Raw genomic sequence first — 24642 nt, forward strand, 5'->3', positions numbered from 1 at the left:
GCTTCGAGTCGTTGCCGCCACCGCCAACCCGGTTATCGGTGGACGCACTCGGCGGGGTCAGCGCACCTCGAATTCGTAGATGCGCGTCGCCGGGTCGCCGTTCTGGGTCGGGGTGGTCACGTTGAGCTTGATGTAGCGCGCCGAGGTGGCGCTGATCGAGTGCGTCGAGGTGTTGGCGGTGTTGTTGGTCACGGTCACCGGGGTGCTCCAGCTGGTACCGTTGCTGGAGGTCTGGATGGTGAAGGCCCTGGTGTTCCAGGTGCTCGATTCACCGCCCGCGCCGGCATGCTTGACCACGAAGCTGCGGACCGTCTGCACCGAGCCGAGATCGACCTGCAGCCAGGACGAAGAAGCCAACGAGCAGAACTTGTCGGTGTTGCCGCCGGAGACGCTGCCGTTGACCGCCTTGGCGGGCGTTTCGCTGCTGTTGCAGGCGCTGGAGCCGGTCGCCGGTTTGTTGAGCGCCAGGTTGACGTTGCCGGCGCCGACCGAGACGGTCTGGGTCCTGGTGTGGCTGGCGCCGTCGTCATCGGTCACGGTCAGGCTGACGTCGTAGTTGCCGGCGCTGGCGTAGACATGGCTGGGATTGGTCGCGGTCGAGCCGCTGCCGTCGCCGAAATTCCAGCTGCGCGAGGCGATGCTGCCGTCGCTGTCGCTGGAGGAGTCGCTGAAGCTCGCGATCAGTCCGCTCACGCTGACGCCGAAATTGGCCACCGGCGGGGTGTTGCCACTGACCGCGGTGTTGATCGCCGCCGCGTACTGCGCGGTCGTGCCCTGCGACCAGCACTTCTGGATATCGTCATACAGCCACATGAAGCCGCCGCCGATGCCGGCGGTGGCCTTCCAGTTGCTCATCTTGCTCTGCACCGTGGCCGGACTGTCGCCGCTGCCGCAGCCGGTGCCGTGGCGCGACCACAGGCCCGGATCGACGGTCATGCCCATCGCGGTGTTCCAGCTGGCCGGATTGTTGCCGGCGCCTCCGTCGTACACCTGCAGGTAGATGGTGTCGACCGCGCTGCCGAGGTTGTCCTTGAGGTTCTTCCAGAAGCTCTGGTTGGTGTAGGGCGCGAAGGTGATCTTGTAGCCCAGGCCGATCAGCATCTGCCCGAACTGGGTGGTCGGGGAGAGGTCGTAGGCGCTCTCGTCGTCGAAGTTGACCGCGTCGGCGCCGGTGGCGTTCTTCAGCGCCTGGAAGTTGCGGTACAGGATGCTGTTGCTGCCGGTGCCGCAGACGATGGTGCTGCCGCAGCCGGCGGCGGTGCCGTTGACCAGCCTGGCCATGCGCTCGAAATCGGGAACGCTCCAGGCGCCGATCGACACTTCGATGCGATTGACCGAGGTCGGCGCGGTCTTGAGCGTGGCCAGCCGCGTCGGCCAGGCCGAGTCACCGATGTAGGCGCCGTTCTTGACCACCGGGATGTCGTTGTAGACCAGGTCGCCGTTGTCCTCGATATGGAAGCTCCACAGGATCACGGTGGTGAAGCCCGAGTTGCGCAGGTCGTCCATCACCGCGGTGCCGCCGGAATAGAACGGACCGCCGCCGTAGATCGCCGAATCGGCCTGGGCCGCCGGCGCGATCGCGGTCAGGGCGAGGGCGGCGAGCGCCGGCCAGGCTCGGCGGGAGGGACGGAGGCGGGACGAGAGTGGCTTCGACTTCGACATGGTGCGCTCCCCTGTAATGAGCGTCGTGGACGCGATGGCATCGATGCGCGCGCTCGCGCGCTCCTTGTCGCCGGCCTCGGCGATGGGTCCACATTGGGAGCACCGGAATCAGAGTGTCAACATGTTGTTCGATTTAAACATGGAAATAATGTTTTACCCGGCGTTGGTGGGATTTGGCGCCAGCACGTCGGGCGAGTCAGTCCGTTACACATCGAGCGGCGGCGGGCTGCCCTTGAGGACGTAGTAGAACCGCTTCGCCACTCCATGGAACTTCGCATCCTTGGGGATCATCGCCCGGAACAAGCCGGTCGCATGGTCCTCGAGCTGGTGCAGCAGGAAGCTCCTGGGCTGCCGCCGGAGGTACTCGGTGAAGTACTTCAGGACCTCGGCCTTCGAATACGCGCGCCCGTTGTCGGCGTACTTGGCGACGATCGGCGTGAACCACGGGTACAGGCTGTCGAGCCCGTGCAGCGTGGTCTTCATGAAGTTGCCGATCAGCAGGTCGTCGAAGATCTCGTACTCGACCGCGGTCATCAACGAGCCCCGAGGCACCTCGAAGGTGACACCGTACTTCGAGCGCTTGTTGTTCAGATCGATGGTGAGCTCGCGCCCACCCACTCGCAAGCGCACGAAGCCGAGCTTGCTCGCCAGGACCTGCTTGTTCTTGAAGTAGGCGACGAGCCTCTTGCGATCTTCCTCGTCGAGCGGCTCGCTCCAGTCGTCGCCGAACGCCTTCGGATCGCGGGGGCTCCTGTCGGCGGGGGGCGGTCGGAGCTCGGTCACCTCCCCCGTCTCACAATCCACCCGAACGAAGGCCGGCAGCACCTCGGAGCCAGGCAGTTCGAAGCCCTCGGCGTACGCGTCGATGGGAGTGGTGTAGGCCTCCCCCCAGAGACTGTCCTGGCGGCGGTAGCAGTGGAATGAGCTGAAGGGAATGAAGTACCGCGCATTGTACCGCCGCATGGGGGCGATCAGCGTCCGGCCCACCGGGTACTTCTTCGCGGCCCAGGGCTCGATGCGTTCCCCGTCCTCGTCGAACAGGTTGATCATGTCCGCGTCGCCGTAGCCGCTCAGCCTCAGGAGGAAGTTCCCCTCGTACTGGGAGGCCACCCGCGCCACCTCCGCACCCCAGCCGCGATCGACCGCGTCATTGAGGTTGATGACGAGCCGCTTGCCAATCTTCACCAGCAGGATGGAGTCCTGGAAGTAGTCCGTCATGCACATCACTTCGATATTGTCGGAGATGCGCGTCCAGGTCCGCTCCGCGAGGATGGTCACGTTGAATCCCTGAGCCGTCAGCTCCTCGTGGATCCGGCCGCCCACATGATCGCCGATGAGGATCTTCTTGCCGGAGAGCGCGGGCAGGGAGTCGCCGTTCAGGTGGTCCGGATGACCGTGCGAGAACCAGACGTATTCACACTCCTGGATGTGGCTCAGTTGCTCCGGTGGAATGGAGTAGCTCAGCCCCCAGCTCCCGAAATAGGCCGCGTCGCTGATCCACGGATCCGTGGCCAACATGGGCTTGCCGTCAATGGCAATGAGGGTGGCATTTCCGATGGTCTCGAATCCAAGCATGGGCTTCGTACCCCGTTCCGCGGCGAGAGGGGCGAGGACGATACGCCTGGTGGCCAGAGCCCGAATCAGCACGTTTGGATGAGAGAGCCGTTCGAGAGTTGACTTCTGAGTTCGTAACCCCTGAGATGAAAGAGGAGCGGACAATGCAACATCATGGAAATGGCGTGGCGCACGCGAGGGTCGGCCGCCGGAGCGTACTCTGAACAAGGGGGAGCACGGCGGCAGACGTCTCCTCTCCGAGCGCTCGGTCGAGCTCATGACCACCGACCACATCACGCCTCGGCAGAAGGCCGTGTCGCCCTTCCTCCCCGGCTTCTGGGACAAGCGAGGCTGGGGCTATGCTCTCTCCATCGTCCACCAGCACCCAACCTAGAACGCGGACCGCCGTCGTCCCAAGGCGTACCTGGACCGATGCGAACACCTTTACCTCGAACAGACCCGAACCCCCGGCGCAGGCGACGTCGCCGATGGCTCGCCGCCGGAGGCATCCTCGCCGGCCTCGGACTGATCATGCTCTTCGCGCTGCGCAGCCCGTCTCCGGTCGGGTACTTCACCTCCGCGGCGTCCCAGGACCGCTTTCTCGCGGCGTACAACCGCGCGATGGCGGACATGCCTCGACCGGATCGGACGCTCGACCTCCGCACGTCGTACGGGGTGGTACGGGTCTATTACTTCGCCGGAGCCGCTCCCGCTGCCGTACCGCTGCTGTTGTTGCCCGGCAGGGCGTCAGCGTCACCTGTCTGGGCGGACAACATGCCGGCCCTGCTCGGCGTTCGCAGCCTCTACACGATCGACCTCCTCGGCGAGCCCGGGATGAGCATTCAGTCCCGGCCGATCACCACCGCTGATGATCATGCTCGATGGCTGCACGAAGTCCTGCTGGCGTTGCCCGAGAGCAAGGTCCATCTCCTCGGGATGTCGATCGGTGGGTGGACGGCGATCAATCTGGCCGTCCGTCAGCCGGAGAAGATCGCCAGTGTCACCGTGCTCGACCCGGTCATGACCTTCAACAATCTCTCCGTGGAAGCGATCGTCCGGAGCATCCCGGCGAGCGTGCGCTGGTTCCCCAAGGCGTGGCGCGACAGCTTCGCCAGTTGGACGGCGAACGGGGCGCCGGTCAAGGACGTACCGGTGGCCGTGATGATCGAAGCCGGCATGCAGTCGTACGTGTCGAAGCTCTCGGGTCCGGTCCGAATCACCGAAGCTCAACTCACCGCGCTGAACATCCCGGTGCTGGCGATCATCGCCGGCGCCTCCGGCATGCACGACTCCGCCGAGGGGGCTGAGACGGCTCGCCGGCTGCTCGAGCCCGGTGTGGTCAAGGTCTATCCCGAAGCGTCGCACGCGATCAACGGTGAGTATCCCAACGAGATCGCCGCCGACATCTCCGGCTTCCTCGGTCGGATCGATCCGTGACGTCGGGACGCAATCGGATCTCCGCTCGCTCGTTCACGGGGCGAGGCTGCCGAAGCAGTCTTCCCCTCCGGAGATTCCAGCACATGCGCCTGGGCGCCCTTCCCCTTCTGCTGCTCACCTCGTGTACCGCGGCGACGACCACCTCCGCTTCACCCTCCTCCGCCCCGACGCCCCAAACCACCGCTCCCGCGCCCTCGCCCACCACCGTCCAGGCTCGGAAGCTCGACGCGGCCACGCCCATGAAGACGGCCTCGAGCACGCCCTTCACCGTATCCTCCGGGTGGTACGTCACCGAGGATGATGGCCGTCTGCTGCTCGAGGACCCCGAGCGGCAGCTCCGTCTCACCCTGCTGGAAGTGCCCGGCCCGTCCGCCGAGCGCGCTCTCGCAGAGGCCTGGAAGCAGACCCAGCCCGGCTTCGCCCTCCCCGTGAGTCACGCGGCCCACCCGCCCGCGCAGGACGGCTGGGACGAGGTCTTCCAGACCACCTACGAGCCCCCCGCGCGGGAGCAGCGCGTCATCGTCGGCCTCGCGCGGCGCAAGGGTGACACCAACTACGTCATCCTCCTGGACGGCGCCGCCGCCGCCATGGAACGCCGCGGTGCCCAGGCCAATCAGATCCTCCTCGGCTTCAAGTCCACCCGGCTCGCCGAGGAGTCCTTCGCCGGCAAGGCCCCGCTGCCCCTCACCCCCGAGCGGCTCCGGTCCTTCGAGTCCTTCCTCGAGCAGGCTCGCGCGACGATGAAGATTCCGGGAGTGGCCGTCGCCGTCGTCCAGGGCAATCAGGTCCTCTACGAGAAGGGCTTCGGGGTGCGGGAGCTCGGCAAGCCGGAGCCCGTGACGCCGCAGACGCTGTTCCTCATCGGCTCCACGAGCAAGTCGCTCACCACGCTGATGATGGCGCGCCTGGTGGACGAGGGCCACTTCACCTGGGAGACCCCGGCAACCCAGCTCCTGCCCGGCTTCTCGCTCGCCGACGCCGAGGTGACGAAGAAGCTCACCGTGCGGAACACCGTGTGCGCGTGCACCGGCATGCCCCGCCAGGACATGGAGATGCTCTTCGAGTACGCGGGCGTCACCGGCGAGCAGCGCATCGCCGAGATGCGCCGGATGAAGCCCACCACCCGCATCGGCGAGACGTACCAGTACAGCAACCCCATGGTGACGGCCGGTGGCTACATGGCCGCGCACGCCGCCGAGCCCAGGCTCCCGCTCGGCCAGGCGTATGATCGCGTGATGCAGACGCGCGTCTTCGATGCGCTCGGCATGAAGTCCACCACCTTCGACTTCGCCCGCGCCGCGAAGCTCGAGCACGCCTCGCCGCACGGGATGACGGCGACGTTCGAATACGCGCCCTTGCCTCTATCCGTCGAAGAGGCCGTCGTCCCCGTCCGCCCCGCCGGTGGCGCCTGGTCCAACCTCCGGGACATGGAGCGCTACGTGATGCTCGAGCTCTCCAAGGGCCGCACACCCGAGGGCCAGCAGCTCGTCTCCGAGGCCAACCTGCTCGCACGCCGCGAGCCCCAGGTGAAGATGACCGACAAGAAGAGCTACGGGCTCGGGCTCATGGTGGGCGAGGACCACGGCGCCCGCCTCATCCAACACGGCGGCAACACGCTGGGCTTCAGCTCGGACATGTTCTTCCTGCCCGAGGCCAACGTGGGCGTCGTCCTCCTCACCAACGTCCAGGGCGATGGCCCCTTCCGCAACGCCGTCCGCCGCAAGTTCCTGGAGATCCTCTTCGACGGGCGCGACGAGGCGCGCAACCAGCTCGACTTCACTCTGAAGAACCGGCGCGAGCAGCTCGAGAAGGGGATGACCGACATCCGCGTGAAGCCGGACCTGGAGTGGATGAAGACGCTGGCCGGCACCTGGCACAACGAGGGCCTCGGGCGCGTCACCCTGCGCGTCGAGGGCTCGGACGCGGTGTTCGACGCGGGCGAGTGGCGCAGCAGCGTGGGCGAGAAGCAGGAGAAGGACGGCTCGCGCACGCTCATCCTGCTGGACCCGCCCCTGGCCGGCTTCGAGTTCCAGCCCAAGCAGGAGGCGGCGAGCACCACGCTCGTGCTCGAGCTGCCCCAGCAGCGCTACGTCTTCGAGAAGCAGGCGGCACAGGCTTCCGACAAGCCTTGAAGCGGTAGACGCGTCGGAGCCTGAAAAGACCAAGGCCGGAAACCGCTGAGCTTCCAGCGGCTTCCGGCCTCGGTTTGTGTATCCCCGACGGGATTCGAACCCGTCGATTTCAGAAGGTGTACTTCACCCGCGGGAAGATGGCGAAGGTCGGGATGTTCGGCCCGATGAGATAGCGGGCCAGGAAGTCCGCCCCCACCGAGAAGTGATCCATTGGCGTCGCGTACTCGAGGCCAATGCCCAGACCCGCGTTCGGCACCGTCATGGCCACGCCCGGATCGCCACTGCCCACCGGCGCCGGATCCAACCGCGTGAGGCCCGCCGCCACCTTCGGCACCAGGTAGAGGCGGTCCGCCAACGACACCATGTACCCCGCCGTCACGTCGGCGAACGCCACCGTGAAGTTGTCGGACATGCTGCACACGTCCGAGTCCGGCACGTACCCGGCGAAGCAGTTCGCCGCCGACGCGCCCAACCCGAAGTGCACGCCCAGCGAGACCTTGTCCGTCAGATCGTAGCCCACGCCGAGCTGCAGGTACGTCTGGGCATTCGAGTAGATGTTCTCACCGCCCAGCGTGAAGAACGTCCCGATGTCCGCCTCCGTGAAGAAGCCGCGGCGGACTTCCAGTGGGACACCTTCTGGCGGTGTGGCCGCGAGAGCGGTGGTGGGCAGCATCGCGAGCATGGCGACCAACAGCGGCTTCTTCATAGCGGGACGACCCTCACCCTGACCCTCTCCCAGAGGGAGAGGGGATCGACACGGTGTAATTCCTTGGAGACGCGCGGTTACTCACCCGCCGGCGAGAACAGCCACGGGTACGTCACCGCCACCACTCCGCCACCCTTCGGCTCGGGGAACTTCCAGCGGCGGATGCGCGAGAGCATGCAGTTCTCCGCCGCCGAGTTGTTCAGCGTGGTCTCCGTCACGTTCGCCTCCGACACTCCTCCCGCCGGATCGATCGTGAAGGCCACCGCCACCTTGCCCGCCAGGCTCGGGTTCTTGTTCAGCTCCGTCTCGTAGCAGTACTTGATCTCGTTCTGGTGGCTCCGGATGATCTTGGCGATCACGTCCTTGTCGAGGCCGCCAATCACAGTCGTCTTTCCGGGGACGATCTTGGTGATCGTCTTCCCGCGGCCGGACAGGTCGATGCCGCCGCCGTCACCCGCGCCGCGGCCCTTACCCTTGGTGCCCAGGCCGCCCAGGCCCAGCGCGGTTCCGCCACCACCGGTGCCCTGGCCACGCGAGCCGAGCCCGCCCACGCCCTGCGCATCCCCCATGCCCGCACCGCTCTTGAGGCCGCCCAGCGCGTTGTTGATGCCCGTCCCCAGGCCGCCCGGACCGAAGACGTCCGATGCCCCACCCTTCAGACCCTTGAACGCGCCGAGCAGGCCCACCCTGCCCACCACCTGGCGATCCTTCTCGCGCTTGCTCTTGTCGACCACCGGGGTGCCCGGCTTGGAGGGATCGGCCTCGGCCTTCTTGGCCTCCTCCTTGCCGAACTTGCCCTCCTCGTCCTTGGCCTTCGCGCCCTCTTCCACACCCTTCAGATCCAGCTTCTTGGTGTCGATCTTCTTCTGGGGCTGCACCAGGAGCTTCGCCACCCGCTGCTGGCTCTGGAAGATGTCGTCGTCGGAGGGAGCCTCGGAGCGCGGCGAGAGCAGCATGGCCGCCACCACCGCGCCGGCCGCCAGCATGCTGATGCTGACGATCTTGAACCAGGTGAAGTCCGCCTCCTCGAGCGTGTTCACCGCCACGGCCGGCGAGGGCTTCACGTAGCGCACCACGAAGGTGAGCGTCCCGAGCGACACCTCCGCCCGCTCGTGCAGGCCGAGCGTGTACGCCTGCTCCCGGCCCGACACCGTCAGCTTGCCCTCCGCGCGCAGGCTGTCCTTCGTCCTCACGTCACCTTTCCGGGTGACGATGACGCCCGCGGACTCGGGGACGTGCAGCTCGTACAGCTCGCCGCGCGCCACCGCCAGCACGTGACGCGACCCCACCTCGGAGTCATACACGTGGAAGAAGTTCTTCTTCGCCTCGCCGATGGTGACCGGCACGCCGTCACGGAAGTGCTGCACCGCGAGGATCTGATCTCCCCAGAGCAGCTGTACCTGGAGGACCTTCGCGTCCTGGGTGGGAAGCGCGTCCGGCGGCAGCGGCTCCTGCATGTGCGCCGCGACCCGGGGCCGTGCCTTCTTCACCACCGCGGCCGGAGCGTTCCGAGCGCGCAGACCCGGCGGCGCCGCCCGGGTGATCACCTCGGGGGCCCTCGGCGCCGGCTCCACCACCTGCATGGGTGGATGCAGCACCGAGCCCTGTAGCGCCACGCCGTTCACCTCCGCGCCCGCCGGAGGAGGAGGCAGCTCCGCGTCGCCGAAGAGCACCTCCACCAGCGAGCCGCCCACCACCAGCACGTCACCGGGCGAGAGCGTCTTCGGTCCCACCACCCGCTGACCGCCCACCTGCGTGCCATTCTCGCTGCCCAGATCGATGGCCGTCACCGAACCGCTGGACTCCACCTTCAACATCACGTGAAGGTTCGAGACCCTCGGATCCAGGATCTTCACCGCCGCCTGAGCCCCCGAGCCCACGATGATGCTCTCCGATTCGGAGACAGCCTCGTGCACGGAGCCATCCGGCCCGGTGATTCTCAGCTTCACACCGTTCGTCTTCCCCGCCGCCATAGAGGATCCTTCCTCCTCCCTTCCGTCCCGTCCCATTCCCGCCACTAGAGGTTGTCAACCGACTTCTGCAGCTCGGGGTTGAAGTTGTCCCGGACCCGGATGAGGCTCTGAAAGTCCGTCTTCTTCCGATTCAAGACATACGAGCCTTCCGGTTTGGTGAGCTCGCCCTCCACCGCCATGTCGGTGAAGTCGATCGTCGTCCTCTTTCGAACGACGACCTTGTCCTCTTCCTGAATCACCTTCACCTGAGTCTGCTGCTCGTCCTCCGCGAGCGCCGGCCCCGCCCACAACGCCACCACCGCCACTGCCGCTGCCAGTCGTCTCATGTCAGGTCTCCTCGTCGGGTGGGACAGCGGGTCCCTGGTGAGGTTCCCTCCAATCCCTTGCATGCCTTGCACCAACGTCCCGGGTGCTGGAATGCCGCGAAATCCCTGCGCTCTGCGCCCACACACCTCACGCGAGGCCCTGAAGGGTGGAAAAAATTTCCCACCCGGGCCGGTAGGTTATTCGGTCCGCGGGGCCTCGGCCGGAGGCTCGGCCGCTGGATTGCTCTCATTCGTCGCGGTGTCCGGGTCCGTCGGCACCGCCTCACCCGAGGGCGCGGCACCCGACGCGGCATCCTGCGCGGGGACGGCGTCCTGAGCAGGCACGCCCTCCTGCTGCGCCGCCTCGTCGTTCACCTTGTCGAGCAGCGAACCACTGCCTCCGACCGCCGCCGGATTCTGTTCCTTCTCCTCGGGGGCGGGCTGGGGCTGGGCACTCTTGCGCATGGCCGCGAGCCCCTGGAGCTTCGCGTCGATCATCTGTTTGTCCTGCGCGCTCGTGGAGCCCAATTCCTTGCATTTCTGGAGGAAACCCTCGGCCTTGTCCCAACCCGCGCGTTCGACGGCGTAGGCCCAGCCCGCGCCGCAGAGGGCCTCGGGTTGATCCGCGCGCAGCGAGAGCACCTTCTCGAAGGCCTCGCCCGCCTTGAGACCCTTCTGCGCGTCCCTGCCCTTCTGTCCGTCCAGCGCGTAGGCGTAATAGAGCCACGCCTCATGGGAGTCGGGCTCCAGCTCGACGGCCTTCGCGAAGGAGCGCTCGGCGCCAGCGTAGTCACGCCAGGCCAGGGCCATGGCGCCCAGGTTGAGGTAACCAGGGGCGAAGCGCTCGTCGAGCGACACCGCCTTCTGGAACTGGGCGAGCGCGCGGGCACGGTCCTCCAGCTTCAGGTAGATCATCCCCAGGTTGTTGTAGATGCCCGGGTCCTTCTCATCGAGCTTGCGCGCGTTGGCGAGCACCAGCTCGGCGAGCCGGTACTTGCCCTGATCGTAGTAGACGAGCGCGAGGTTCTTGTACGCCTCGGCATCGTCGGGTTTGCGCGCGAGCACGCGGCGGGCGGTGGCCTCGGCCTGCTCGTGCTGGCCCGCGAGCCGGTAGGCCACGGTGAGGTTGTTGAGCAGCGAGGAGTCATACTCGCGGCCCGGCGCCTTCAGCCCGGCCTCGTAGAGGGCGATGGCCTCCGCGAACTTCTCCTGCATGCGGTAGAGCCGGCCCAGGTTGAGCAGCGTGGGCACGTGGCCCGGCTCGAGGAAGCGCACCTTCTCATAGGCGGCCTGGGCGTCCGCGAGACGGCCCTGGCGCTCGGCGATCACGCCCAGGTTGAACTGGGCGTTGAGGCTCTGCGGCGCCTTCTCGAGCACCTCGCGGAAGCCCTTCTCGGCCTTCTCGTAGTCGCCCGCGTCGAAGGCGGCGACGGCCTCGGCGAAGAGCTGCCGTGCCCGGTCGTCCTTCTTCGACGACTCGGGAGCGGCGGGCTGCTGTTGCTCCGGAACCGGAGCCCGAGCGGGTGCCTCGGAGACCACCTGGGTGGGCTTCACCTGCGAGGTGGTGGCGCACGCGGCCGTGAGGGCCAGCGTGGCGGCGGCGAGGGTGCGGCGGAACGCCATGAACGTCCTCCCTGAGGAATCACACGGATGCATGAGCGTCACCTTCACGGCCGGACCTCCCCCGAAGCAGTAGACGGAATGGACGCCGAGGGCTCGGGCTCCGGCGCGGCACCGGACTGGGTGGTGTCGGGCAGGCCCGGCTCCTTGGCCACGTCGGCGGTGACGAAGAACTCGCTGCCGCGGAAGGGCACCTGGCGCACCTGGGCGTAGGCGCCCGGGTGGAAGCGGTTCACCTGGTCCTGCGCGGCGATCGTCCACTCGTTGTAGAGCGACAGCTCATAGGCCTTGGCCAGCGCCTTCTCGAGCGCCTCGTTGGCCTTGTCCTCCAGCGGGAGGGCGAGGTTCTCCAGCTCGCCGCGGTACATGGAGAGCTGCTCCTCGTCGAGCCCGGCGGGATCCGGCGACTCGATGATGTTGCGCGCGAAGTCCGCGTAGGCGAGGCCGATGCGGGTGAGCGCGGCGATGCCCCACTCGCCCGAGCCGGTGGCCAGCACGTCCGTATAGGCCTTCTCCAGCTTCTGGATGGACTGCTGCTTGGCGGCCAGATCCCTCCGGATGGTGGCGACGCGCTTGAAGCGGATGTCCACGTAGCGCTGCCAGTCGGCCTCCACCGCGAGGAAGCGCGCGTGGCCGTAGGCATTGAGGAGCTCCGGCCGCTGCTTCTCCTGCGGCGACAGCTTCGCCCAGCCGCGGACGAGCTCGCCCTGCACGCGCTCGGCGTCTTTCGCGTTCTTCACGTTCCGGTAGGCGAGCAGCTGCCGGTAGCGCGCCAGGTACAGCTGGGCGGCGGAGGTGCGCGAGTCACGCCCGTACGCCTCGGCGAAGGACTCGAAGGCACGCGCAGCCTCGGCCGTCTTGCCATCCTTCTCGAGGATGAGGCCGATGTTGTAGGCGATCTGCGGCACGTCCGGCCGGTCCTTGAAGCGCGTCATGTACGCGCGGTAGGCGGCGATGGCCTTGTCGGACTCGCCCACGCCCTCCCACCAGAGGCCGGCGTTGAAGAGGGCATCCGGCACCCACTTCTCGGACTCGGCGAGCAGCGCGCGGCGCTCCTCGAGCTTGCTGGCCCGGGCCTCGTCCGTGTTCGGCGCGTCGCTGGACATGGAGGCCTTCGTGTCCTTCTTGCCCTTCTTGGCGGCGGCCGCCCTGGCCGGCTTCGCCTTGCTCGCGTCGATGGCGCGGGTGGCGGCGTCCTGGGCGTCCACGAAGGCGGCGTACATGGCGGCGGCCTTGCGGAACTCGGCGAGCTTCTCGTAGAGGCGCGCGAGCGTGTAGCGCACCTTGGGCTCGAACATGCTGCCCGCGTAGTCGGTGAGGACGCGCTCGCCGGCGGCCACGCCCCGGTCGATCTGCCCGGCCTCCTGAAAGATGACCATGGCCGAGGTCAGCGCGCGATCGGCGTTCTCCGACTTCGGGAACTCCTTCACGTAGTCGAGGAAGAGCTCGGCGGCCTTCGCCGGGTTCTTCTCCTTCTGGTAGACGACCTCGTGGATCCACTTGTACTGCGAGCCCTCCACCACGCGAGCCACGCGCGCGGCGAACTCGGGGCTGGGCTTGAGCAGCTTCTCGTTGGCGAGGAACTGCCGCGACAGCTTGTTGAGCTCGAACCACTCCTCGCGGGACTCGAGCACGTACATGGTCAGGTCGGCCGCGTCACGCGAGCGCCGCTCGGAGGGGAACTTGTTGATGATCTCCCCGAAGCGCCGGGCCGCGTCCATGTAGTGGTGCCGGTCGTAGACGATGAGGGCCGCCTGGTAGCGCAGGTCGATCTCATCCGGGTTGTCCGGGTACAGGCGGTTGTAGGTGTCGCACGCGGCCACCAGCCGCTCCTCGAAGCGAGTGAGCGGCTCCTCGGCCCGAGCCGTGTCCTTCTTGGTGATGCGGCCCTTCTTCTCGACCTGGCCCTTGGACTTGTTCTCGTCGACCTTCTGGCCGTCCTTGAGATCGCTCCTGGCGAGCTGGCCGCGCTCGATCTTCACGAGCTTGTCGTAGGCCATGATGGCGGCGAAGGACGCGTTCTTGCGGTAGCTCTCGTTGGCCACCTCGCGGGCCGAGTCGCGATCCGGAATCTGGAAGGCCACGACGGCGTCGTACTGGGCGGCGGCGGCCTCCCACTCCTCGAGGGCCCAGAGGATCTCCGCGTAGAAGAACCGCATGTTGAAGGCGGAGTCGGAGATGAACTCGGGATCCTCGCTGGAGGCGAAGGTGTCGACGTACTGCTTGTAGATGTCGCGCGCGAGCCGGTACGTCTCCACCTGGCGCGTCTTCTGCGCCTCCTGGTGGTAGTCCGTCACCATCACGCGCATGGCCTCCTCGGTGACGCTGAAGGCATTGCGCAGCACGGGCTTGTTGCCGGCGTTGGCCTGCCACCACTCGCCACCGGGCCGGTACAGCTCCACCATGCGCTTCATCTCGGCGCGCACATGGTCGCGCTGGCGCAGGCCCTCGTAGGCGCGGACGATGGACTGCTGATAGTCGGGCGCGCCGGAGCCCATCGGCCTGTCGTTGATGAGGACGCGGTACGTCTCGATGGCGCTGTCATAGAGGCCCACGTCGATCAACTGCGCGGCCATCTTGGAGATCAGCCGCTCCTGACGCTTCTCGGGAGCCTTCTGCTTGAAGTAGGCGATGCCCTCCTTCGCCTTGTCCAGCTTGACGTAGAAGACGATGACGTCGTTGAGCGACTCGGTCTTGAGGTCACCCAGCTCCTCGCCCCGCTCCCCGGCGTAGTCCACCACCTCGTGCAGCCTGGCGAGGCCCTCGTCGTAGGCGCCCGCGTTGTAGTCGCACCACGCCAGCTTGTAGACGGCATAGGCGTACACCTTGGGCACCTTCGAGGCGCGTGCCTTCTCGTAGTAGTCGCGCGCCTCCTTCAGCTTGTTGTTGTCGAAGTAGTGGTTGCCCAGCTGGACGTAGGTGTCCGGGACGAACTGTGACTGGGGGAACTCCTCGACGAGTTGCAGGTAGCGCTTCACCGCGTCATCGCGCCGGCCGAGCTCCTGCAGGTTGTAGCCCAGGTAGAAGAGGATCTCGTCGCGCTGGGACCAGTCCTTGTAGTCGCTCAGCAGGGACTCGTAGATGGCCATCGTCTCGGCGCGGTAGCGCTCGCTGTCGCGGTGATCCTGCTTGGGCGGCTCCACCTTCTCGCCCCGGGCGGTGGCCGCGTCGAAGGCCTTCTCCTCCGCGAGGAAGCGGTTCATCTCCTGCTGGTAGAGGTACTTGGACTTCTCCCAGTAGAGCTCGGCCAGGCGGTAGAGCATGTCCGCCCTGCGGTGCGAGCCCTCCTGTAGCTTGGGGATGAGGCGCTTGAGTCCCTCGATGGCCTCGTCACGCTTGCGATCCGCCAGCGCGTCCTTCTTCTCGTCGGCGATGCGCGGAGCGTTGTCCATCGACGCCGGGCCCATGCGCGAGGGCCCCATGCGAGCCGGACCCTGGCGCTCGGGCTCGCGCTCCGAGGGCTGCGAACGCGCGGCCTCCTGCTTCTGCTGTTTCGAGGACTGCTGGCGCGCGGCGCTCTTGCGGGACTCCCCCCTGCGGGACACCGCGGCCTGAGAGGGTTTCCGCGAGGGTTCTGCCGCCTCCCCTGCCCCACCCGCGGTGAGCGCCACGCCCACCGCCAGCGCACCGAAACGAAGAACCGCCTTCATGCGAGCTCCTGTGGTGGGTCCGAGTAAAAAGAGGGCACCGCCTCGAGCTCCAGATGAAGCCGGGTCGCCCCCATCGCCTCCCTCACCACCCACCGAAAGGGACAAGGGAAAGTAGAAACGCGGTGTTGGAATGAGAAGTGTTGGCGGCGTGAGCTTTCAGCGCTGAACAGCACGAAGGGGCGGCACCCGACGCGAACGATGCGCGGGCCCGCCCCTCATGTCCTTCACCGACCTCGCGGTGTTACTTCTGGCCCTGCAACTTCGTCGGGCAGCCGCGCTTCAGCGTGTACTGGTAGTAGCCGATCTCGTCCCGCCAGAACTCTCCCTGGAACTTCCAGTAGTTCCACGCGGCGCCCGGCATCTTCGGACGGTAGATGGATTGCTTCTTGAGCAGTGCCTTCTGATCCACCCCCGCGAGCAGCAGATCCTTCTCGTCGAGCGCCGTCTGGACCCGGATGATCTCCGACTGGTCCGCGAAGGTGCGGAGGTTCTGCGCGGCTTCCTGCAGGCGGCTCTTGGCGAAGCGACCGCCGATCTGCATCAGCGTGCCACGCACCTCCTCGAGCGAGGAGCCCAGCTCCGGCACCAGCCCCGTGCCACGCCACGGGCCCTGCTCGTTGGCCAGGCGCTTCTCCGCGTCCACCTGGGAGATCATCCGCATCACGTCCTGGATGCGCTCGTTGTTGCGGATCCACAAGTAGATGGGGCCCGGCAGCCGCCGGTTCTCCGCCGCCACCAGGTTGTAGGCGGACAGGAGATCCACCTCCTCCCCGACGAACGGCTCGAGCTGCTTCGCCATGGGCTCGTAGAGCTGATCGTAGGCGGCCAGCGTGGTCTTCACCTCGTCGAAGAGGCAGCTGTAGTAGTAGACGGTCGCCTTGAGGATCCACGACTCGGGCTGGAAGGCGCCCTCGAACTGAGGGGCGTGCAGCGCCTGGAGGCTGCCGAGCGCCCCGCCGAAGTCCTCGCCCTGGAAGCGGGCGAAGCCGTTCTCGAAGAGGGCCTGCTCCCAGAAGCGGGCGTAGCGTGGCACGGCCTCGTAGGCGGCCACCGCCTGCGGGTACTCGTGGCGGCCGTAGTGCACGCGGCCGATGCCCAGCAGCGCGAGCTGCTTCACCTCGTCATGGCCGATCTGCGGACCCTGGGCATCCAACGCCCGCCGGAAGGCGGCCAGGGCGGCGGCGTCCAGAGTGTCCGCCTCGGTGGGACGGCCCGGGAAGTGGGGATCCGCCAGCACCACGCCCAACAGGTAGCTCGCACGGGCGAAGACGCGGCTGTCGGACGGCACCGCCTCGAGCAGCGAGCGGGCTTCCTCGAAGCGGCCACGGCGCTGGCGGATGGTGGCCACCTGGTAGTGGACGCGCGCCAGCACCTCCTTGGGCAGCTTCACCCACTGGTCCTGCACCTCGGGCGTGTAGGCCTTGTCGAGGATGTTGGGCACCAGGTTCTGCTCGTTGAGCTTCTGCTGCACGTCCACCAGTCCCTCCACGGCCTGGAGGTAGGACGGGTGGCTGGGGCCCGTGTCGAGGATCCGCGCGTAGATCACGAGCGCGCTGACGGGCATGCCCTTGCGCGCGAGGGACTGGGCCAGGTAGTACTCGGAGCGGGCGCGCACGTCGGCGTCCGTGGCCTTGACGGACAGCTCGAAGAAGCGCGGCGCCGCGTCCTCCAGCTTGCTCGCGTTGAACGATGCGAGCGCCTGATTGTAGGCGTTCATGTCCTGCGCGGAAGCGGCCAGCGGCGCGAGGACCAGGAAGGTAGCGACGATCAATCGATGCATGGCGCGGGCCTCAGAAGAGGTAGGAGAAGCCGGCGTAGAAGCTGAGGTTGTTGAGCACGTCCGAGGAGGGATTGCCGACCAGGTCCTTCCCCAGGACGATGTCCTCGCGGTAGTTCTTGCGCGTCTTCGGATCCACCCCGTCGAACTTCTGGAACTGGCAGCTGCCGCTCAATCCCAGCTCGGAGAAGGGCGTACCGCTGCCCCGGGCGTCCTCCAGCTTCTGGAAGTCCTGTTGGTTGCACCCGTCCACGCGATCCACGCGGGCGGTGTAGAGCTGATCGCGCACCTCCAGGCGCAGCGCCATGGAGTCGCCGAACTGCACGCGGAAGCCACCGCCCACCGAGCCGAGGAACTTCGTCCCTGTGTCGCCGAAGCGGGCCGGGACGGTGAACGACTCTCCATCCACCTGGTTGGAGACCTCGGGGCGGATGAGCACGCGCGTGGAGCCGATGCCCGCTCCGCCGCTGAGCACGAGGCTGAACTGCAAGAGGTGGTTGTCGTAGAAGGCGAACTTGCCGTAGAGCGGCGTCACCTCCACGCCCGCCTGCACGCCCCACAACAGCAGCAGCGCCGAAGCCGCCTGCGCCTGCTCGCGCACCTTGTCGATGAGCTCCAGGTTGAAGGGGCTCTCGTTCGAATACCAGTTGTACTGGGTGGACAGCTGCAGGCCGAAGTTCTCCTGCAGGTGGTACGTGTAGTGGAACGCACTGCCCGTATGCTGGGTGAACCGGCCGTTCACCTGCGCCACCACCGGGTAGAGCGTGAGCTCGTGCCGGCCCTCGTCCGCGAAGCGCTTCTTCTGCACCACGTGGACGGCCACGTTCGGGTTGTGCAGCGGCGCCCCGTTCACCAGACGCTGCTGGTTGGGATCCGCCACCGGCTGGAGCTCGGCCGGATCGGCCGAGACGAGCGGCGCGTCCGGCGGCGCCACGGGCGTCTGGGACTCCAGGGACGCGGGAGGCTCGGCCGCGGGCTGCTCGGGCTCGGGCTGCTCCGGCCGGGGCTCCGGCTTCACGGGAATGGGCGCCGTCTCCGAGGGAACGGGCCGCTCGGATACAGGGGCCTGCGCCAGGGCCGCCGCCGGAGTGGCCGCGGCCAGGAGGAACGCGAAGAGCGAGGTCGATCGCATGTGAGACGTCAGCCTCAGAAGAGGAAGGAGTAGCCGATGTCGAACTGCACCAGGTGCGTCAGGCCCGGGTTGGGCGCGGGCTCACCACTCTCCCGCCCCGCCTCCCAGTCCTCGCGCGACACGTTCACGCGGTACTGGTCCGCGAAGATCCAGTCGCGCAGCTCGAAGCGCAGCGCGTGCCCGCTCGCCAGGAAGAAGCGGAAGCCCACCGCGCCCGAGACCACCGGCGCCATGCGCGTGTCGACGCGCCAGTAGGACTCGGTCGCGCTGCTCCGGTCGTCCGGACTCGTCCGGTTGTCACAGATGCCCAGCTCGCGATCCACCACCTGCGTGCACTGGATCACCGACTGGCGCCGCAGCGAGGCCAGCCCACCGCCCGCCCAGAGGTAGGCCTGGAAGTGCGCCGTCTCGTCGGCCAGCAGCGACAGCTTGCCGTAGATGGGCGCCCAGCGGGCCCCCACCACGCCGTGCGCCCCCATCTCCCACATGTCCTCGAGCTCGTCCGTGATCTTCTTGTCCTCACGGTTGAGGAAGCTCTCGGAGATGGAGCGCGCCAGGCCCGTGTGGCGGCTGAGCGCGTAACCGGCGCGTGCCTCCAGGCCGAACGTATTGAAGAGGTTGTAGGCAACGCCGACGTTCAGGTTGTAGTGCGCGGTGAGGTACTCGCGCGCGGGCAGGCCCACCGTGATGGACGCCTCCAGCCGCTCCCCTGGAGAGAAGAGCCGGTGGCGAACGGCGGCCGGGTCCAGCACCTGCTCCTGCGCCGAGGCGGACAGCGCCGTCAGCAGCAGTGCCAGCGAAACGAAACGGGGAAGGATGCGTGCAGTCATGGCCTTGTGGCGCATCGATGTGGGCACGCGATCACCCGGGAGCAAGGGACCGGCCTCACCGGGAGTGTGCTATCGCATGCACAAGCCACTCCAACGCATGCTGGCCAACGTTTCGGCCCTATCAGGAGGCCAGAAACACGAACGCCCCGCCCGGTGGGTAGCCGGAGCGGGGCGTCGAGGATGGACCCTGTGGCGGTGCCTGGAGGCTCGGTAGGACGATGAACCCGGCCCTCCCCCGGGTGAGGGAGGGAGCACACACAGGGCTTGCGGCCCTACTTGGCGCGAGCGGCCTTGTGCTGCGCGCGCAGGGCCACCTTGATGCTCGGACGCACGACGATGATGCCGTCGTTGTGGCCGGGGACCGCGCCCTTGATGAGCAGCAGGCCCTTCTCCACGTCCACGTCCACCACGGTCAGGTTCTGGGTGGTCACCTGATCCACGCCGTAGTGACCGGGCAGCTTCTTGTTCGGGTACACGCGGCCGGGCGTCTTACGCTGACCGATGGCGCCCGGGTGACGGCGGTACTCGTGCGTACCACGCGTCTTCGTCTGCGAGCCCTTGAAGCTCCAGCGCTTCATGACGCCCTGGAAGCCACGGCCCTTGGTGATGCCGGTGACGTCCACGAGCTGGCCCTTGGTGAACAGGTCCGCCTTCACGGCGTCGCCCACGCTGTAGCCCGCGGCGTCCTCCGCGCTCACCCGGAACTCCTTCAGGTGACGGCGCAGCGGCGCGTTGTTCTTCTTGAAGAAGCCCAGATCCGCCTTCGTCAGGCTCTTCTCGCGGATCTCCCCGAAGCCCAGCGTCACCGCCGAGTACTTGTCCTTCTCCGGAGTCCGCTTCCCAACGACCTGGCAGGTGTTGACGTCGACCACCGTCACGGGAACGAGGTTGCCCTCCTCGTTGAACACCTGGGTCATTCCAATCTTCTTGCCAATGAGACCCTTCACGTCGTCCTCACAACTCGTGCGTCTTGCACGAAAACATCAATGATTTCAGCACTTTGCGTCCGACTTCAGTCCCCGGACGCCGGGAAGCGGCGCAATGTAGCAGCTTGCCCCCCACCGTCAAGCACGGCGGGAGGGCACGGCTTCACTCCGCGCGATCCAACCGGGGATAGAGCGGTGCGAGCTGCGCGTCCTGAATCCGCTGCGCGTACACGTCCTCGCCGAGGAGGAACAACGCCTGATCCAGATAATCCTCCGCGGCCTGGACCTCGGTCTCCTTCTCGGCGATCGCCTGGTCGAGCTCGGCCATCGCCTGGTCGAAGGTCTCCTTGCGGGCCGTCATCTCGTCCTCCAGGTCGAGCATGCGCTTGTGCGCCAGGATGCCGGGCGCGCCGGGCTGGCCGGGCTTGGGCGTGAGCACCAGTTCGATCTGATGCGACAGATCCTCCACCTCGCGGGCCAGCCGCATGGCGAGGATGCGGTTCTTCTTCAGGTTGTCGCGCGAGAGGGCGAGCTTGGACTCGTCCCGGGTGGTGAGCTCCAGGTCGGCGTGCTTCTTCTCCAGCTTCTTGAGCGCGTCCTGGGCGTAGCGCATGTCCGCGCGGCGGGCGGACAGCGTCTTGCGGAGGGTCTTCGTCTGCCCCTCCACGGCGTCCACCGCCTTCTTCCACTTCTTGACGATGTCGAGCTGGACGGCCCGCTCCTGCTCATACTGCGCGAGGTAGTCCTGCCAGGCCGCGTCCTCGTCGTTCATCTGCTGCTCGAGCGCGGCCAACTCGTCCCGCCGGGCCACCAACGCCGCTTCGGCGCGGTAGACGCGATCCATGGTCCGAGGACAGTTGGGCTTGCCCGCCAGGCGATCCCTCGCGAGATCGCCCAGTTGGAACATCAAATCGTTGTAGCTCTCCGCCTTGGGCATGCCCCCCTTTTTACGCCCAAGGCGAGCGGGCTGTCAGCTCTCGGCCGGAGCGGCGACCTGAGGGGCATTCGCCTCGGCGGCGGCCTGGGCGGCCCCCTCGGCCAGGGCGAAGAGCTCCCGGGAGCGGTCCTGCTCCTCGGTGCGGTTGAGCTCACAGACCCAGGCGCTGGACAGGTCCGCGTGCTGGCGGGCCAGCTCGGCGGTGGCCTCGTAGCGGGCCGCGGAGGCGCGCGCGAAGGCCCCCTCCCGGCGTAGCTCCATCACCGTGTCCTCGTCGAGAGTGATCTCCTCGGGCGGCACGGGCAGAGGCCCCCGCCCCAGTGCCGCCAACCGGGCCAGCAACCTCGATGCATGTGCCCTACAAAAAGCGGCGAGTACCATCAGCCGCGCCCGTCCGCGGCTGTCACCCAGTCGCTCGGCCAGCATCGTCATGCGCCGTGCCGAAACAACCTCGGATTCCCACGCCGCGGCCAGTGCTGCGGCCAAGCGGGTATGCCTTGCGCCCATCGGCCCTCCCCAGGTCCTGCCCCCAATCCCGGCTCGAAACTAGGGACGGACCCGCCAGGATTCAACCGATCACCCCAGCGCGCGCTCCAAGAACCAATACCCTCCGGCCGAGAGGATGAGGAGCGACAGACCGCGAACTGTCCTCTGGTGCAAGACGGACCGGCGCTGCACGAGCCGGACGAGCGGCAGCAGCACGGCGACGACGGCCGCCTGTCCCAGCTCCACGCCCAGGTTGAAACCGAACAGGCCCGTCACCATCGAGTCGCCCAGGCCGTAGCCGCTCAACACGCTGGCGAAGCCGAAGCCGTGCACCAGGCCGAAGAGGAAGGTGAGCAGGGCCCGGTGGCGGTGCTCGCGCAGCAGCAGGTTCTCCAGGGCCACCCAGATGATGGACACGGCGATGGCCGCCTCCACCCAGCGCGTGCGCGTGTCATCCAGGAGGATGAAGCCCAGCGCGGTAGCCCCCAGGGTGAGGGAGTGGGCCACGGTGAACGCCGTCACCAGCAGCAGCACCCGCCGCCAGCTGCCCCCCACCAGCAACAGGGCCAGCAGGAAGGCCAGGTGATCGATTCCCTCGAAGATGTGCGTGAGCCCCAGGCCGATCCACGCGAGCAGGCCCGAGACGGCTTGCCGCTCCGGATGTCCGGGCTCGGACACCACGAGCGTGGGCTGGGTGGCGTCCGCGAAGCGCTGCCCCTGCTCGCCCTGCACGTAGCTGCCGAGCACCACCTTGTAGTTGGGCGGCAACAGGGACAACAGGGTGAAGCGCTGGCGGAGCTCGCCGGGCGCGCAGGTGAAGGTGGCACCGAGCTCCACGAAGGCCTCGCGGACCCGCGCGGTGGTGCTGGTGCGGGTACAGGGCCGGCCCTGGGCGCTCAGGGGAATGGCGTCCCAGATGCCCACCGCCAGCGCCTGCGCGCGTGCGTCGAGGTCCGCCTGGGAGAGCGCACCATTCCCATCCGCGTCCGCCGGGATGAGCAGGGCGAGTGTGTCCGCCGTGAGGGTGAGGCGCTCGCGCACCTCCGGCTTGCCCGTCTCGGGGCGCCAGAGCTGCGCGTAGAGGATGTCCGCGTCGTGCGCGCCCGCGCTCCCCACCAGCAGCAGCAGGGCGAGGCAGGCCAGCCGTCGGGCCGTCAGCCACATGGGCCAGGAGACTGCCCCTGGTCGCCTGCCTTCGTCTACTCCTCGATGAATTGCAGGTGGATCTGCTGCCGGCCACTCAAGCCCCCGTGCCGGGAGCCGCAGCGCGGACAGTAGAGCGGCCCCTCCCAATCCCAGAGGGCCTTCACCTCCTCGCCGCAGCACACCAGGGGGATGACCCGGAGATCATCCGTGTCCTGCGGCATGGGCCCGGGAAGCGCCTCCGGCTCCACGCTGACGAAGGTGGGCCGGGGATTGAGGGACAGGGTGCGCGACACATAGGCGAGCTGCTCGTAGCGCACGTGGTTGGCCCAGGCCCGCGCCAGGGCCTCCACGTGGGCCTGCTGCGCGGGGGTGAGCCACTCGTCCCCCGGCGCCCGGTGTCCACAGTACAGGCACCACCAGTCCGGCACCTCGTCGAAGCTCTCGTGCGCGTTCTCGAACGGAAAGAGCGAGGCCAACCTCCGCTGGAGGATGCTCGCGTCGTGGCGGCAGGGCCGCGTCTTGAAGTCCCGCTGGCACTGCGGACACTCGCGCCGCACGAAGCCGCTCGCGTCCCGCGGTAGCTCCAGATCGATGATCGCGGGGGCGTAGCGCCTCATGCCAGAGCGCCTCGGCCCCGGCGCGCCAGCGCCAGGATGAGGGTCACCATCGAGAAGATCAGCAGCAGGTGCACCCACCGTCCCTCGGTCGAACCACTGATCAACCCGAGCACCCACAGCACGAACAGGATCGCACTCATCGTCCAGTACACGCCGCCCACTCCTCTCCCATATCGCGGGGGACCGTGCGCAAAGCTGGGTCGCCTGGTTGGTCCCGGCAACCCCTCCTTTCGACAGTCCCAGCGTGGGCAGATCGTTTCCCAGATCTGACTTTTTTTCTGGCGCGCCCTTTCCCACCCACACGGGCTCCCTCGTGATTCCGGGCGTTTGCCCCGATGGCACGGTGACTGCTTTGAGCGGCGGGCATCGGCCACACGGGACGTGCGGCTCGCCGGGCGCGCGTGGGGAGGGTGAGTGATGAGAGGGTGGGCGGTGGCGATGGTGGTGGCGGGAGGTCTGGTGGGCTCGACGGCGTTGGCCTTCCAGCCCTATTTCCCAGGGCAGAACAGCGCGGAGGTCGCGGAGCTGCGCGCGAAGCTGGCCGAGCATGAGGCCAACCTGGCGCGGCTCGAGGAGGAGGCGGCGCTCTACGCGGAGGCGGAGCTGCTGGGGGTGACGGCGGCGGTGCAGGCGTCACAACTGCCCGAGCGGCAGCAGCGGCGGCTGGCCATGGCCATCGTCCGCGAGGCCAAGCGCAACGGCGTGGATCCCATGTTGGTGGTGGCGGTCATCCGCTGCGAGAGCTCCTTCAACAACTATGCGGTGTCCCACGTCGGCGCGATGGGGCTGATGCAGGTGATGCCGGACACGGGCAGCTATCTGGCGGACAAGGCCGGATTCAAACTGCGACGTCACACCAATCTGTTCGACTCGGAACTGAACGTGGAGCTGGGGACGGCCTACCTGGCCAACCTCATCGAGCGCTTCGGCTCTCCGGAGCGGGCGCTGGTGGCCTACAACGCGGGACCGGGGCTGGCGAAGAAGATCCTCGCCAAGCGCGACGTGCGTGAGCGCTTCATGGCGGGCTACCCCGCCAAGGTGATGCGCGAGTTCCGTCGCCTGAAGGCCCAGCAGGCACAGGAGCTGTCACGGCTGGAAGCTCAGAAGAAGACGTCTGACGGCCCTGGATGACGGATGGCAAACAGTTGGTGAGCCCGCTGTACGACAGAGAGACGGTTTTTTCAGTGGCATGACTGCCTTTCTCGCGAAAACGGAAGCACTCTGAATCGCCGATCTGGTGCGCCGGGGTGGGTGGTTCCTCCCCGGACCGGGCCTACCCGACATATCCCGGTTCCCTAGGAATGGACGCATCCGGCTTCGATGGAGAGAGACGAACCATGGCGGGGCTTGAGATTCACCGGGAAGAACTCGCGGGGCGGTTGACCCTGCGACTCACGGGCACGCTGGATGGCCGCACCGCGACGCTGCTGCGCAGCTCGTTGGACGAGCTGGGTTCGCGGGAGGTGGTGGTGGACTTCACCCACCTGCGGGAGTTTCGCGACTCCGCGGTGGCCGTGCTGACCCACGGGCTGAAGGATCGCAAGATCCAGCTGCGCGGGCTGGCGGGGCACCATGAGCGGATGTTCCGCTACTTCGGACTGAGCACGGGCAGCGCTGCGCCGCCGCGCGCGTATTACACGCCAGAAGAAGTCCTGGCGTGAGTATCAGGATGGGCGGGAGGATCGAGGTGACGACGCTGGGCTGAGCAGCCCGATCCTCCCCGCCAATCCGGGAGTGTGCAACAAACGACCC

General features: G+C 67.4%; 20 protein-coding genes. 4 read left to right on the forward strand and 16 right to left on the reverse strand.

All coding sequences use genetic code 11. The features are described 5' to 3' along the window. Positions 1-57: 57 nt before the first annotated feature. Positions 58-1662 (reverse strand): PKD domain-containing protein, encoded by a 1605-nt coding sequence (locus tag JQX13_RS43640; protein ID WP_203405318.1) that lies wholly within the window; start codon positions 1660-1662, stop codon positions 58-60. A 204-nt stretch (positions 1663-1866) separates the two neighbouring features. Continuing rightward, positions 1867-3237, reverse strand: a complete 1371-nt coding sequence (locus tag JQX13_RS43645; RefSeq protein WP_203405319.1) for an MBL fold metallo-hydrolase — start codon at positions 3235-3237, stop codon at positions 1867-1869. Positions 3238-3747: 510 nt separating this feature from the next. Between JQX13_RS43645 and JQX13_RS43650 the strand changes: the two genes are divergently transcribed. After that, positions 3748-4653, forward strand: a complete 906-nt coding sequence (locus JQX13_RS43650; RefSeq protein WP_203405320.1) for an alpha/beta fold hydrolase — start codon at positions 3748-3750, stop codon at positions 4651-4653. Positions 4654-4736: 83 nt separating this feature from the next. Further along, entirely contained in the window at positions 4737-6785 is a 2049-nt protein-coding gene (locus tag JQX13_RS43655) for a serine hydrolase domain-containing protein (RefSeq protein WP_203405321.1), read from the forward strand. A 109-nt stretch (positions 6786-6894) separates the two neighbouring features. Here JQX13_RS43655 and cglE read toward each other — a convergent pair whose 3' ends face one another. From cglE to JQX13_RS43725, 14 genes are all read right to left on the reverse strand, one after another. Further along, positions 6895-7491 carry an adventurous gliding motility protein CglE gene (cglE, locus tag JQX13_RS43660; RefSeq protein ID WP_203405322.1) on the reverse strand — a complete coding sequence of 199 codons (597 nt, stop codon included), beginning with the start codon at positions 7489-7491 and terminating at the stop codon, positions 6895-6897. 77 nt (positions 7492-7568) lie between these two features. After that, positions 7569-9464, reverse strand: coding sequence for an AgmX/PglI C-terminal domain-containing protein (locus tag JQX13_RS43665; protein WP_203405323.1), 1896 nt, complete (start codon positions 9462-9464; stop codon positions 7569-7571). A 44-nt stretch (positions 9465-9508) separates the two neighbouring features. Further along, positions 9509-9790 (reverse strand): hypothetical protein, encoded by a 282-nt coding sequence (locus tag JQX13_RS43670; RefSeq protein WP_203405324.1) that lies wholly within the window; start codon positions 9788-9790, stop codon positions 9509-9511. Between the two features lie 177 nt (positions 9791-9967). Then, positions 9968-11392: a tetratricopeptide repeat protein gene (locus JQX13_RS43675; RefSeq protein ID WP_239014211.1), complete on the reverse strand. Its 1425-nt coding sequence runs from the start codon at positions 11390-11392 to the stop codon at positions 9968-9970. 44 nt (positions 11393-11436) lie between these two features. Further along, positions 11437-15039, reverse strand: coding sequence for a tetratricopeptide repeat protein (locus JQX13_RS43680; protein ID WP_203405325.1), 3603 nt, complete (start codon positions 15037-15039; stop codon positions 11437-11439). Between the two features lie 241 nt (positions 15040-15280). Then, the gene (locus tag JQX13_RS43685; RefSeq protein WP_203405326.1) at positions 15281-16819 is read right to left on the reverse strand and encodes a tetratricopeptide repeat protein; all 1539 of its coding nucleotides are present in this window, start codon (positions 16817-16819) and stop codon (positions 15281-15283) included. Between the two features lie 10 nt (positions 16820-16829). Beyond that, positions 16830-17948, reverse strand: a complete 1119-nt coding sequence (locus JQX13_RS43690; RefSeq protein WP_203405327.1) for an outer membrane beta-barrel domain-containing protein — start codon at positions 17946-17948, stop codon at positions 16830-16832. 14 nt (positions 17949-17962) lie between these two features. Beyond that, positions 17963-18778 carry an outer membrane beta-barrel domain-containing protein gene (locus tag JQX13_RS43695; RefSeq protein ID WP_203405328.1) on the reverse strand — a complete coding sequence of 272 codons (816 nt, stop codon included), beginning with the start codon at positions 18776-18778 and terminating at the stop codon, positions 17963-17965. Between the two features lie 272 nt (positions 18779-19050). Then, positions 19051-19725: a 50S ribosomal protein L3 gene (gene rplC, locus JQX13_RS43700; protein WP_203405329.1), complete on the reverse strand. Its 675-nt coding sequence runs from the start codon at positions 19723-19725 to the stop codon at positions 19051-19053. 142 nt (positions 19726-19867) lie between these two features. Continuing rightward, positions 19868-20641 carry a hypothetical protein gene (locus JQX13_RS43705; RefSeq protein ID WP_203405330.1) on the reverse strand — a complete coding sequence of 258 codons (774 nt, stop codon included), beginning with the start codon at positions 20639-20641 and terminating at the stop codon, positions 19868-19870. A gap of 33 nt (positions 20642-20674) precedes the next feature. Beyond that, the gene (locus tag JQX13_RS43710) at positions 20675-21073 is read right to left on the reverse strand and encodes a hypothetical protein (RefSeq protein ID WP_239014212.1); all 399 of its coding nucleotides are present in this window, start codon (positions 21071-21073) and stop codon (positions 20675-20677) included. 144 nt (positions 21074-21217) lie between these two features. Continuing rightward, positions 21218-22291 (reverse strand): HupE/UreJ family protein, encoded by a 1074-nt coding sequence (locus JQX13_RS43715; RefSeq protein WP_203405332.1) that lies wholly within the window; start codon positions 22289-22291, stop codon positions 21218-21220. Positions 22292-22326: 35 nt separating this feature from the next. Further along, positions 22327-22890, reverse strand: coding sequence for a hypothetical protein (locus JQX13_RS43720; RefSeq protein ID WP_203405333.1), 564 nt, complete (start codon positions 22888-22890; stop codon positions 22327-22329). After that, positions 22887-23030 (reverse strand): lmo0937 family membrane protein, encoded by a 144-nt coding sequence (locus tag JQX13_RS43725; RefSeq protein WP_430384118.1) that lies wholly within the window; start codon positions 23028-23030, stop codon positions 22887-22889. The genes JQX13_RS43720 and JQX13_RS43725 overlap by 4 nt, the downstream gene beginning before the upstream one ends. Before the next feature lie 277 nt (positions 23031-23307). Here JQX13_RS43725 and JQX13_RS43730 point away from each other — a divergent pair, with 277 nt between their 5' ends. Continuing rightward, complete coding sequence (locus JQX13_RS43730; protein WP_203405334.1) at positions 23308-24021, forward strand: lytic transglycosylase domain-containing protein; 714 nt, start codon at positions 23308-23310, stop codon at positions 24019-24021. Positions 24022-24227: 206 nt separating this feature from the next. Further along, positions 24228-24551: an STAS domain-containing protein gene (locus JQX13_RS43735; protein WP_203405335.1), complete on the forward strand. Its 324-nt coding sequence runs from the start codon at positions 24228-24230 to the stop codon at positions 24549-24551. Positions 24552-24642: the final 91 nt, after the last annotated feature.

Origin of the sequence: Archangium violaceum (assembly GCF_016859125.1) — a bacterium.
Taxonomy (GTDB): domain Bacteria; phylum Myxococcota; class Myxococcia; order Myxococcales; family Myxococcaceae; genus Archangium; species Archangium violaceum_A.

Excerpts from the sequence above, each read along its gene's own strand:
- JQX13_RS43640 (WP_203405318.1), bottom strand. The coding sequence starts at position 1,662 with ATGTCGAAGTCGAAGCCACTCTCGTCCCGCCTCCGTCCCTCCCGCCGA.
- JQX13_RS43645 (WP_203405319.1), bottom strand. The coding sequence starts at position 3,237 with ATGCTTGGATTCGAGACCATCGGAAATGCCACCCTCATTGCCATTGAC.
- JQX13_RS43650 (WP_203405320.1), top strand. The coding sequence starts at position 3,748 with ATGCTCTTCGCGCTGCGCAGCCCGTCTCCGGTCGGGTACTTCACCTCC.
- JQX13_RS43655 (WP_203405321.1), top strand. The coding sequence starts at position 4,737 with ATGCGCCTGGGCGCCCTTCCCCTTCTGCTGCTCACCTCGTGTACCGCG.
- cglE (WP_203405322.1), bottom strand. The coding sequence starts at position 7,491 with ATGAAGAAGCCGCTGTTGGTCGCCATGCTCGCGATGCTGCCCACCACC.
- JQX13_RS43665 (WP_203405323.1), bottom strand. The coding sequence starts at position 9,464 with ATGGCGGCGGGGAAGACGAACGGTGTGAAGCTGAGAATCACCGGGCCG.
- JQX13_RS43670 (WP_203405324.1), bottom strand. The coding sequence starts at position 9,790 with ATGAGACGACTGGCAGCGGCAGTGGCGGTGGTGGCGTTGTGGGCGGGG.
- JQX13_RS43675 (WP_239014211.1), bottom strand. The coding sequence starts at position 11,392 with ATGGCGTTCCGCCGCACCCTCGCCGCCGCCACGCTGGCCCTCACGGCC.
- JQX13_RS43680 (WP_203405325.1), bottom strand. The coding sequence starts at position 15,039 with ATGAAGGCGGTTCTTCGTTTCGGTGCGCTGGCGGTGGGCGTGGCGCTC.
- JQX13_RS43685 (WP_203405326.1), bottom strand. The coding sequence starts at position 16,819 with ATGCATCGATTGATCGTCGCTACCTTCCTGGTCCTCGCGCCGCTGGCC.
- JQX13_RS43690 (WP_203405327.1), bottom strand. The coding sequence starts at position 17,948 with ATGCGATCGACCTCGCTCTTCGCGTTCCTCCTGGCCGCGGCCACTCCG.
- JQX13_RS43695 (WP_203405328.1), bottom strand. The coding sequence starts at position 18,778 with ATGACTGCACGCATCCTTCCCCGTTTCGTTTCGCTGGCACTGCTGCTG.
- JQX13_RS43705 (WP_203405330.1), bottom strand. The coding sequence starts at position 20,641 with ATGCCCAAGGCGGAGAGCTACAACGATTTGATGTTCCAACTGGGCGAT.
- JQX13_RS43710 (WP_239014212.1), bottom strand. The coding sequence starts at position 21,073 with ATGACGATGCTGGCCGAGCGACTGGGTGACAGCCGCGGACGGGCGCGG.
- JQX13_RS43715 (WP_203405332.1), bottom strand. The coding sequence starts at position 22,291 with ATGTGGCTGACGGCCCGACGGCTGGCCTGCCTCGCCCTGCTGCTGCTG.
- JQX13_RS43720 (WP_203405333.1), bottom strand. The coding sequence starts at position 22,890 with ATGAGGCGCTACGCCCCCGCGATCATCGATCTGGAGCTACCGCGGGAC.
- JQX13_RS43725 (WP_430384118.1), bottom strand. The coding sequence starts at position 23,030 with ATGAGTGCGATCCTGTTCGTGCTGTGGGTGCTCGGGTTGATCAGTGGT.
- JQX13_RS43730 (WP_203405334.1), top strand. The coding sequence starts at position 23,308 with ATGAGAGGGTGGGCGGTGGCGATGGTGGTGGCGGGAGGTCTGGTGGGC.
- JQX13_RS43735 (WP_203405335.1), top strand. The coding sequence starts at position 24,228 with ATGGCGGGGCTTGAGATTCACCGGGAAGAACTCGCGGGGCGGTTGACC.